Below are 9,266 nucleotides of genomic sequence, written 5' to 3'. Positions count from 1 at the left end.
AAGTTGTGAAAGATATTTTATATGCACCTTGGCGAGATGAATATATTACGAATGAAAAAATAGAGGGTTGTGTTTTTTGTCATATCAGTTCCCATAAAAGCGATGATGAAAAACTTCATGTGATTTACCGAGATGAGCACTGTTTTATGGTAATGAACAGATATCCATACACACCTGGACATTTTATGATTATTCCCCATACACATACAGATAAATTAGAAGATTTGGAAAGTGAAGTATGGTTACATATTTCTGCTTTGGCACAAAAAGGGGTTCGTCTTTTAAAAGAAGGGCTTGGAGCACACGGTGTAAACATTGGAATGAACTTAGGAAAAGCTGGTGGGGCAGGGATTGCTGAGCACATTCACTTACATTTGGTTCCTAGATGGGAAAGAGATACAAACTTTATTACTGCTATAGGAAACAACCGAGTTTATTCTACAGATTTTGAAAAAATTTACCACAAGATCAAAAAACTATCACAAAATTACATTTAAATTTAAGTTTGTTTACTACAAAGGTGTTATAATAAGTCGGACAAATTATTATTATTATATTAAGGAAAATTTATGCAAAGAAGAGAGTTCCTAAAGAGTTCTCTTGTAGCTTCAGCAGCTGTTCTTGGCAGTACTGCTTTATCTGCGGGGGAAACTACACAACCGATAGACAATAGAAAAGTTTCAAATATGGCTTTTCCAGAAAAAAAACCATTAATTACATATTCAGACAGACCACCACTTTTAGAATCACCTAGAAGTGTATTTACGCAAGGAATCACTCCGAATGATGAGTTCTTCGTAAGATGGCATTTACCTGAAATTCCAACACACAATGATCCTGATAAATATACGATCAAAGTTAACGGTTTAGTTGAAAAAGAATTAGAAATTTCATTAAAAGAATTAAAAACAGAATTTGAACAAGTTGAAGTAACAGCTGTTTTACAATGTGGGGGAAATTCTCGTTCAGCATTCCATCCAATTGCAGGTGGTATCCAATGGGGTAGCGGTGCTATGGGATGTGCTAAATGGAAGGGTGTAAGACTTCGTGACGTTCTTAACCGTGCAGGTCTTAAAAAAGAAGCACATTGGATTGGATTTAACGGAAAAGACAACGCTGCTTACTACGAGACTCCAAACTTTGTTAGAGAGATTGAAACACATGAACTTGACGATCATGTTATCCTTGCTTATGAGATGAATGGTGAAGACCTTCCATATTTAAACGGTTATCCAATTCGTTTAGTAATGCCAGGTTACTACTCAGACAGCTGGGTTAAAATGTTAAGTAACATTACTGTAACAGATAAATATAAGCATTTATTCTTTATGGATGTTGCTTACCGTATACCGGACAATGCAACTGAAAGTGAAACACCGGATAAACATTTTAAACCAACAAAACCTATTACACATATGAACGTAAAATCTGTTATTGGTTACCCTGAAAACGGAATGAAGGTTTACCATAACTCTCACGTAGTAGTTCGTGGTGTTGCTTTTGATGATGGTACTGGTATTAGAGACGTAATGATCTCGACAGATGAAGGTAAAACTTGGGAGAAAGCTCTACTTAAACAGGATAACGGACGTTATTCATATACGGAATTTAGATATTCATTTAAACCGACAAAATATGGTCAATTAAAATTTATGGCAAAAGCTATTAACCGTTTAGGTAAAGAACAACCACTTGCAAAAGATATTCTATGGAACCACGGTGGTTACAAATATAACGGTATCGACGTTGTAACAGTTGAAGTAGTTTAATAAAGGTCAATTATGAAAAAAATATTATTATTAGCAATTTTATCGGTAAGTTCACTTTTCGCACAAGTAAAAAGTGATGTAGAAGTTCCATATATCGCATATGAAATCAAAATGGGTGAAGGTTTTGATGCTATTCAAGCAAATTGTTTGATGTGTCATTCATTCGGTTATATTATTAACCAAGGGCCGCAATCAAAAGATTTTTGGGCTAAAAAAGTAGATAAAATGATCACTCATTTTAAAGCACCAATTACAAAAGAAGATGCAAAAATTTGTACAGAGTACTTATTTGAGCATTACGGTAACGGTAAAACAAAATAAAGAGAATTTTTTCTCTTTATTTCTCCTTTTTTGATCGTAATACAAAGAAAAATATCCCCGCTATTACTAAAAAGATTAACATTCTTATCGTTAACGTTGTAATATCTGTCGTATCATTCATTTTATATCCTAACTTTTTATTGCATATTTTAACAAATTTTTATAGTATAATTCCTACATTTCAGGTTTAGGAGTATAGTAATGAAGTCTTTAGTCAAATTGTTTTCAGTTTTAGGTTTATTAACAATGATTGGTTGTTCTAGCAATTCAAATGAGCTTCGTCCATTAAATGGCGGTGTTTGTAACAATCCTAATTGTAAATGTGCAAAACCTTGTCCATGTGGTGCATCATGCCAATGTGGTCAAAACGGTAATTCAAAAAATATGGGTAACGATACTAAATAAATATAATAATGTAGGGGAATATCCTCTGCATGTAATGATATATTCTCAAAGCTTATCTACGAACTTAATCATTTCTTTCTACTACTTATCCTTTTATATAATAAAGTTGATCAGATATAATGCTTATAATTAAAAGGAGAATGTATGACTGCAGATGAAATTGAGAGATTATTAAAATACGTTGCAGATATATCCGAAATATTATTTTATGATTATTCAGGATTATTATGAAAATGAAAGATAATGAGTTTCTTAAAATTCCTGTTATTAATTTTAGCGATGAAGAAGAAGCGTCTTTTGAATGTGGAGATGAAGAAGATGGCTGGCCAGCTTTAATGCGTACAGTGAATCAAGGTAGAAAGGAACTAGTAGAGTGTTTATTATCAACAGGTATAGACATTGAGTTAAAAGATGAAGATGGCTGGACAGCATTAATATTAGCAGCTAGAAATTCTCAAAAAGAGATAGTAGAGTTGTTGTTATCAAAAGGTGCAGATGTTTCTGCAAACGATAATAAGGGTTGGACAGCTCTAATGCATGCAGTGAATCATGGTGGTAACAAGGAATTAGTAGAGCTATTATTATCAAAAGGTGCAAATATTGAGGCAAAAGATGAAGATGGCAGAACAGCATTGACTATTGCTAAGGAAAAAGGACATATGAATATGCTTCAGATACTTGAAGCATAATATATAATGCAAGACTTTTTTTGTATGAATTTGATATTATAGGATAGTCCATAGTATAAAGAAATAATTGATAATAAATGCTTGTTTATAAGGCTTAAAAGGTGGATGGGGTAGAGGGATTCGAACCCCCGAATGTTGGTACCAAAAACCAATGCCTTACCGCTTGGCGATACCCCAATGTTTACGGTGTTTAAAATATTTGTGAGTTGTTTTGAATAATTAAAAGGTGGATGGGGTAGAGGGATTCGAACCCCCGAATGTTGGTACCAAAAACCAATGCCTTACCGCTTGGCGATACCCCAATCTTTAATAAAAGTAATTTTGGTTGCGGAAGCTGGATTTGAACCAGCGACCTTCGGGTTATGAGCCCGACGAGCTACCGAACTGCTCTATTCCGCGGTATTTTCAAACAAGTTCTCTTTGTTTGTGGGCGAAATTATAGGAAAAAAAAACTCCTATGTCAAGGGTTTTTCTGAAAAATTTGAAATTTTTTTTTGAACTACTATTAATAAAGATTTTTATATAATACACCTAATAAAATGAAAAGAGATAGTATGACACCAATTGATAGAGTTTTAAAAGCTATAGAAGAGATCAAAAAAGGCAATATGGTCATCATGTGTGATGATGAAGATAGAGAAAATGAAGGGGACCTTGTTTATGCTGCAGCTTTTTCAACACCAGAACACGTTAACTTTATGGCTACACATGCAAGAGGATTAATCTGTGTAGCTCTTTCAAAACAGATAGCAAATAGATTAGAACTTAATCCTATGGTAAGTTCAAATACATCTTCATATGAAACTGCATTTACTGTTTCAGTTGATGCTACAACGGCTACAACAGGAATTTCTGCAAAAGAGAGAGATGATACAATAAAGATACTTGCAAATCCAATTTCAAAAAGTGAAGAGTTAGTACGTCCTGGTCATATCTTTCCTCTCATAGCTAAAGAGGGTGGTACACTTGTTAGAACTGGTCATACTGAAGGTTCAGTTGACCTGTGCCGTTTAGCAGGACTTAGTGAAGCAGGCGTTATTTGTGAGATTATTAAAGAAGACGGAACGATGGCTAGACGTGACGATCTAGATATCTTTGCTCAACAACATAACCTTCATACAGTATTTATATCAGACATTGTTGAATACCGTTTGGCGAATGAGTCACTTGTAAAAGAACTTGGTGTTGAAGAAGTAGAGTTTTTTGGTGTGAAAGTCAATCGTCATACATTCCAAGACCATGACGGTATAAAACATACGGCAATAGCATTTTACAACCCTAAAGAACTGGCAAATGTACGTGTACATAATGTTGTTCCTGATTGTGAACTGCTTTTACATCAAGATAAATATCATCATCTAATTAACTCTATAGAATATCTGAAAAAAAACAGTGGACTTTTAGTTTTTATAAATAAAACACATCATCAAGATAATTCTGCACCGAAAGAGTTCGGTATAGGTGCTCAGATCATAAAACACTTTGGCATTTCAAAAATGAATTTAATCACTTCTATGATACATACAGACTTTGTAGGACTTAGTGGATTCGGGCTTGAAGTCAATGAATTAGTAAATGTGTAAGTGGAATAAAGACAGTATATGAGCGTAACAATTGATAAAATAGACTTAGAAAAAATAATAAAAATTGCAGAAAAAGCTGGGAAAGAGATCATGGAGATATATAAGAAAGATTTTCAGGTTGAATATAAAGATGATAAATCCCCATTAACAGAAGCTGATTTAGCATCAAATAAGCTAATTTGTGAAACTTTAATGGAGTTATATCCAAATATTCCCATCATGTCAGAAGAAAACAAACAGATAGAGTATGAAATAAGGAGAAATTGGGAGTATTATTGGTGTATCGATCCCATTGATGGGACAAAAGAGTTTATCAAAAAAAATGATGAATTTACTGTAAATATTGCTTTGATTCATAAAAATACTCCAGTATTAGGTGTTGTATATGCACCAGCTATTTGTGCTATGTATAGTGCAAAACAGGGAAAAGGTGCTTATTTAAATGGTAAAAAACTTCCATTGTATATTAATGAAAAACAAGGTGATAAACTTTATGTAGTTGCTTCTAAATCTCATCTGTCACATGAAACTCAACAATTTATAGATAATCTTAATGCAAACGAGATAGAACAAGTTTCCAAAGGTAGCTCACTAAAGCTGTGTATGGTAGCGGAAGGAAGTGCAGATATATATCCTCGGCTTGCTCCAACGATGGAGTGGGATACAGCAGCTGCTGATGCTATAGTTAGAGAAGCAGGAAAAATGACGTATCAGTTTAATTCTGATATCCCTGTAGTCTACAACAAAGAAAATTTATTAAATCCTTGGTTTGTAGTGAAATAATGAAAAATATAGTGTGGCATAATTATCAAATTACTAAAACTGACAGGTCAAAACATACTAACCAAAAGCCGTGTATCCTATGGTTTACAGGGCTTAGTGGTTCTGGAAAATCTACAATAGCAAATGCATTAGAAAAAGTTTTATATCATAATGGTAATTTTACATATCTGCTAGATGGGGATAATGTAAGACATGGTCTAAATTACGATTTAGGCTTTGATAATAAAAGCAGAATTGAAAATATTAGACGTGTTGGAGAAGTATCCAAACTGTTTGTTGATAGTGGTTTAATTGTATTAACTGCATTTATTTCACCATTTGCATCAGATAGAAAGCTTGTACGTAATCTTGTCGAAGATACAGAATTTATTGAAGTGTTTATAGATACCCCATTGGAAGTATGTGAATCTAGAGATCCAAAAGGACTTTATAAAAAAGCAAGAGCTGGAAAGATTAAGGATTTTACAGGTATAAACTCTCCATATGAAGTACCTACTAAAGCGGATATATATATTAAAAACGATAAAATTTCTATAGAAAATGCGTGTCAACAAATAATGAATTATTTAGTTGAAAAAGAATATGTAAAATGGAAGGGAAATTAATTGATAAAAGCAAATAGATTAACTCATCTTAAACAACTAGAAGCAGAATCTATTCATATTATGCGTGAAGTTATAGCAGAGTTTCAAAATCCTGCTATGCTTTACTCTGTTGGAAAAGATTCTTCTGTGATGTTACATCTTCTTCAAAAAGCCTTTTATCCTGCTCCACCTCCATTACCATTAGTTCATGTAGATACTAAATGGAAATTTAAGGAGATGATAGAATTTCGTGATCGTCGTGCAAAAGAAGTTGGAATGGAACTTATTGTTTATTCTAATCCTAAAGGTGAGGAGATGGATATTTCACCTTTTAAACATGGGTCTTCATTACATACTGATGTAATGAAGACAGAAGGTCTCAAGCAAATGCTAGATATCTATAAATTTGATGCTGTTTTTGGTGGAGCTAGACGTGATGAAGAAAAGTCTCGTGCAAAAGAGCGTATTTATTCTTTTCGTAATGAGAACCATAGATGGGATCCAAAAAATCAAAGACCTGAACTTTGGAACATATACAATGGAAGACATAAAAAAGGTGAATCAATTAGAGTCTTTCCATTAAGTAACTGGACAGAACTTGATATATGGCAGTATATCTATTTAGAACAAATTCCTATTCCGGAGCTTTACTTTGCAAAAAAACGTCCTGTAGTTGAGTATATGGGTACAAAAATAATGGTAGACGATGAGCGTATGCCAGAAGAGTTGCGTAATACAGCTAAAGAAGAGATGGTACGTTTTAGAACACTTGGTTGTTATCCATTAACTGGTGCTATCAGTTCAGAAGCAAATACTCTTCCAGAGATTATACAAGAGATGCTTTTAACTACTACGAGTGAACGTCAAGGTCGTTTGATAGACAGTGATGGAGATGCAAGTATGGAGAAGAAAAAACAAGAGGGATATTTTTAATGGCACATCAATCAGACTTAATAGCAGAAAATATAGAGCAATACCTTAGAGAACATGAAAATAAAGAGATATTGCGTTTTATAACTTGTGGATCTGTAGATGATGGAAAAAGTACTTTAATTGGTCGTTTGTTATATGATTCAAAAATGATCTTTGAAGACCAACTGAGTGCAATTGAAAAAGATTCTAAAAAGAGTGGAACTACAGGTGATAAAATTGACTTAGCTCTTTTAGTGGATGGTTTAGCTTCAGAAAGAGAGCAGGGGATTACAATAGATGTAGCGTATCGTTTTTTTTCAACGGATAAAAGAAAATTTATTATTGCAGATACTCCTGGACATGAACAGTATACTCGTAATATGGCTACAGGTGCTTCAACTGCTGATGTAGCAATTATTTTAATTGATGCTCGTCAAGGTGTCTTAACACAAACTAAGAGACATTCTTACATATCATCATTACTTGGCATTAAAAATATTGTTGTTGCCATTAACAAGATGGACTTGGTTGATTTTAGTCAAGAGAGATTTGAAGAGATTAAAGCTGACTATGAGAGAATTATCCCAAATCTACCACACTATACTGATATCGATTTTCAATATATTCCTATCTCTGCTTTAGATGGTGATAATATTGTTTTAAATTCTGATAAATGTACTTGGTATACTGATAAATCATTGATGGAAATTTTAGATACAGTTACTGTAAATAAAAAAGTAAATGAACACTTTAGATTACCAGTTCAGTATGTCAACCGTCCACATTTGAATTTTAGAGGTTTTTGTGGGACTATTTCAAGTGGTGAGATAAAAGTTGGTGATGCAATTACAGTTCTTCCTTCGCGTAAAACATCCACAGTAAAATCAATTATATCAAATGAGATTAAAGAGCTCCGTCCAAAAACTAAAGATGAAAGTGTAGAGACTATTGAAAGAGCATTTGCTCCGATGTCTACTACACTTACACTTGAAGATGAGATCGATATTAGCCGTGGTGATATGATTGTAAAATCAAGTGATATTCCAGAAGTTTCAAATAAATTTAGTGTAATGATGGTTTGGATGAATGAACAACCAATGACATTAAACTCTAACTATATCATTAAACGTGCTACATCTGTAATTAATGGGACTTTTAAAACAATTGAATACAAAAAAGATGTTAATACTTTTGAGGAAGTAGATGCACACAAACTTGAACTTAACGATATAGCAAAGTGTACACTTTCATTAGATAGAAAAATAGCAGTAGATTCTTATAATGATAACCGTTATACAGGTAGCTTTATAGTAATTGATCGTTATACTAATAATACTGTAGGTGCAGGGATGATCGCTTCTTCTATTATCAATGAGTCCATGGATGATGAAATATTTTCAAGAGAATATACAGAAGCTGAACGTGCTTTAAATGAATATATTAGAACACACTTTCCTGAGTGGGAATGTAAAGAAATCTAATGTATAAAGATACGAATAAGCGTTCAATTGTAAAGGGTATTAGCTGGCGTTTTTTTGCTACTTTTACTACTGTTATTATTGTCTATATTTTTTTTGGTAGGCTTGACCTGGCTATTGCAGCAGGTATGCTTGAAAGTGTGGCTAAAGTTGCACTTTACTGGGCGCATGAAAGAGCATGGTTTAAGATAAAATGGGGACGTAAAAAGATAGAACCATTTAATCTTTGGTTTACAGGTTTACCTTTGTCTGGAAAAACAACAATAGCTGATGCTGTCTATAAAGAGCTTCAAAAATTAGATATTCCTTTAGAAAGATTAGACTCTAAAGATATTCGTGAAATTATTCCCGGTGTAGGATTTAGTAGAGAAGATCGAAACCGTCATATGCATCGTATAGGACACTTGATCAAAACTTTACAAAATAATTCTGTTTCAACTGTTGCTTCATTTGGTTCACCATATCGAGAATCGCGTAAAGCAATTCGCAAGATGGTTCAAAACAATATTGTAGTATATGTAAAAGCTAATATAGAAACTTGTAAATCAAGAGATTACAAAGGTGTTTATGAAAAAGCATTAAAAGGTGAACTCAAACATTTCTCTGGAATTAATGATGTGTATGAAGAACCACAACATGCAGAGATTGTGATAGATACAGATACTACTTCTGTTGAAAAAGCGACACAAAAAATAGTTGAGTATATAAAAAAGAATAATATAAAATAAGAGTGTTCAAAGTT

11 protein-coding genes and 3 tRNA genes are annotated in these 9,266 nt (G+C 33.2%); 11 read left to right on the top strand and 3 right to left on the bottom strand.

Annotated features, from left to right (window positions below; all coding sequences use genetic code 11):
• Window positions 1-5: 5 nt before the first annotated feature.
• The 5 genes from P6N22_RS03355 to P6N22_RS03335 all read left to right on the top strand — a co-directional run bounded on the left by P6N22_RS03355 (window position 6) and on the right by P6N22_RS03335 (window position 3,184).
• Window positions 6-497: an HIT domain-containing protein gene (locus P6N22_RS03355; protein WP_280330150.1), complete on the top strand. Its 492-nt coding sequence runs from the start codon at window positions 6-8 to the stop codon at window positions 495-497.
• A gap of 72 nt (window positions 498-569) precedes the next feature.
• On the top strand, window positions 570-1,769 hold the full coding sequence (locus P6N22_RS03350; RefSeq protein ID WP_280330148.1) for a molybdopterin-dependent oxidoreductase: 1,200 nt from the start codon (window positions 570-572) through the stop codon (window positions 1,767-1,769).
• A gap of 12 nt (window positions 1,770-1,781) precedes the next feature.
• Window positions 1,782-2,090: a sulfite:cytochrome C oxidoreductase subunit B gene (locus P6N22_RS03345; protein ID WP_280330147.1), complete on the top strand. Its 309-nt coding sequence runs from the start codon at window positions 1,782-1,784 to the stop codon at window positions 2,088-2,090.
• A gap of 201 nt (window positions 2,091-2,291) precedes the next feature.
• Complete coding sequence (locus P6N22_RS03340; RefSeq protein WP_280330145.1) at window positions 2,292-2,495, top strand: hypothetical protein; 204 nt, start codon at window positions 2,292-2,294, stop codon at window positions 2,493-2,495.
• A gap of 227 nt (window positions 2,496-2,722) precedes the next feature.
• A complete protein-coding gene (locus tag P6N22_RS03335) occupies window positions 2,723-3,184 on the top strand; it encodes an ankyrin repeat domain-containing protein (protein WP_280330143.1) in 462 nt (153 codons plus the stop codon).
• 102 nt (window positions 3,185-3,286) lie between these two features.
• On the opposite strand, the gene P6N22_RS03330 is transcribed toward P6N22_RS03335, so the two are convergent.
• The 3 genes from P6N22_RS03330 to P6N22_RS03320 all read right to left on the bottom strand — a co-directional run bounded on the left by P6N22_RS03330 (window position 3,287) and on the right by P6N22_RS03320 (window position 3,583).
• Window positions 3,287-3,361: transfer RNA gene (locus tag P6N22_RS03330), tRNA-Gln, on the bottom strand.
• 50 nt (window positions 3,362-3,411) lie between these two features.
• Window positions 3,412-3,486 (bottom strand) — tRNA-Gln (locus P6N22_RS03325).
• Window positions 3,487-3,506: 20 nt separating this feature from the next.
• Window positions 3,507-3,583, bottom strand: a tRNA-Met gene (locus tag P6N22_RS03320).
• Window positions 3,584-3,738: 155 nt separating this feature from the next.
• Here P6N22_RS03320 and P6N22_RS03315 point away from each other — a divergent pair.
• The 6 genes from P6N22_RS03315 to cysC (P6N22_RS03290) are packed head-to-tail and all read left to right on the top strand — an operon-like array spanning window position 3,739 to window position 9,252.
• Window positions 3,739-4,767 carry a bifunctional 3,4-dihydroxy-2-butanone 4-phosphate synthase/GTP cyclohydrolase II gene (locus tag P6N22_RS03315; protein ID WP_280330478.1) on the top strand — a complete coding sequence of 343 codons (1,029 nt, stop codon included), beginning with the start codon at window positions 3,739-3,741 and terminating at the stop codon, window positions 4,765-4,767.
• A gap of 18 nt (window positions 4,768-4,785) precedes the next feature.
• On the top strand, window positions 4,786-5,550 hold the full coding sequence (gene cysQ / locus P6N22_RS03310) for a 3'(2'),5'-bisphosphate nucleotidase CysQ (RefSeq protein ID WP_280330141.1): 765 nt from the start codon (window positions 4,786-4,788) through the stop codon (window positions 5,548-5,550).
• On the top strand, window positions 5,547-6,155 hold the full coding sequence (gene cysC, locus P6N22_RS03305) for an adenylyl-sulfate kinase (protein WP_280330476.1): 609 nt from the start codon (window positions 5,547-5,549) through the stop codon (window positions 6,153-6,155). The genes cysQ and cysC (P6N22_RS03305) overlap by 4 nt, the downstream gene beginning before the upstream one ends.
• Entirely contained in the window at window positions 6,156-7,067 is a 912-nt protein-coding gene (gene cysD, locus P6N22_RS03300; RefSeq protein WP_280330139.1) for a sulfate adenylyltransferase subunit CysD, read from the top strand. It begins immediately after the preceding gene.
• Complete coding sequence (gene cysN, locus P6N22_RS03295; RefSeq protein ID WP_280330137.1) at window positions 7,067-8,527, top strand: sulfate adenylyltransferase subunit CysN; 1,461 nt, start codon at window positions 7,067-7,069, stop codon at window positions 8,525-8,527. The genes cysD and cysN overlap by 1 nt, the downstream gene beginning before the upstream one ends.
• Complete coding sequence (gene cysC, locus P6N22_RS03290; protein WP_280330135.1) at window positions 8,527-9,252, top strand: adenylyl-sulfate kinase; 726 nt, start codon at window positions 8,527-8,529, stop codon at window positions 9,250-9,252. The genes cysN and cysC (P6N22_RS03290) overlap by 1 nt, the downstream gene beginning before the upstream one ends.
• The last annotated feature ends 14 nt before the right edge of the window (window positions 9,253-9,266 follow it).

It is taken from the genome of Sulfurimonas sp. C5 (assembly GCF_029872055.1).
Taxonomy (GTDB): Bacteria; Campylobacterota; Campylobacteria; order Campylobacterales; family Sulfurimonadaceae; genus Sulfurimonas.
Note: the sequence above shows the minus strand (reverse complement) of the source record. Positions and strands in the feature narration are given on the sequence as shown.

Coding starts and splice junctions, on each gene's coding strand:
- P6N22_RS03315 (WP_280330478.1), top strand. CDS start 3,739: ATGACACCAATTGATAGAGTTTTAAAAGCTATAGAAGAGATCAAAAAA.
- P6N22_RS03335 (WP_280330143.1), top strand. CDS start 2,723: ATGAAAATGAAAGATAATGAGTTTCTTAAAATTCCTGTTATTAATTTT.
- cysN (WP_280330137.1), top strand. CDS start 7,067: ATGGCACATCAATCAGACTTAATAGCAGAAAATATAGAGCAATACCTT.
- P6N22_RS03350 (WP_280330148.1), top strand. CDS start 570: ATGCAAAGAAGAGAGTTCCTAAAGAGTTCTCTTGTAGCTTCAGCAGCT.
- cysC (WP_280330135.1), top strand. CDS start 8,527: ATGTATAAAGATACGAATAAGCGTTCAATTGTAAAGGGTATTAGCTGG.
- P6N22_RS03345 (WP_280330147.1), top strand. CDS start 1,782: ATGAAAAAAATATTATTATTAGCAATTTTATCGGTAAGTTCACTTTTC.
- P6N22_RS03340 (WP_280330145.1), top strand. CDS start 2,292: ATGAAGTCTTTAGTCAAATTGTTTTCAGTTTTAGGTTTATTAACAATG.
- cysQ (WP_280330141.1), top strand. CDS start 4,786: ATGAGCGTAACAATTGATAAAATAGACTTAGAAAAAATAATAAAAATT.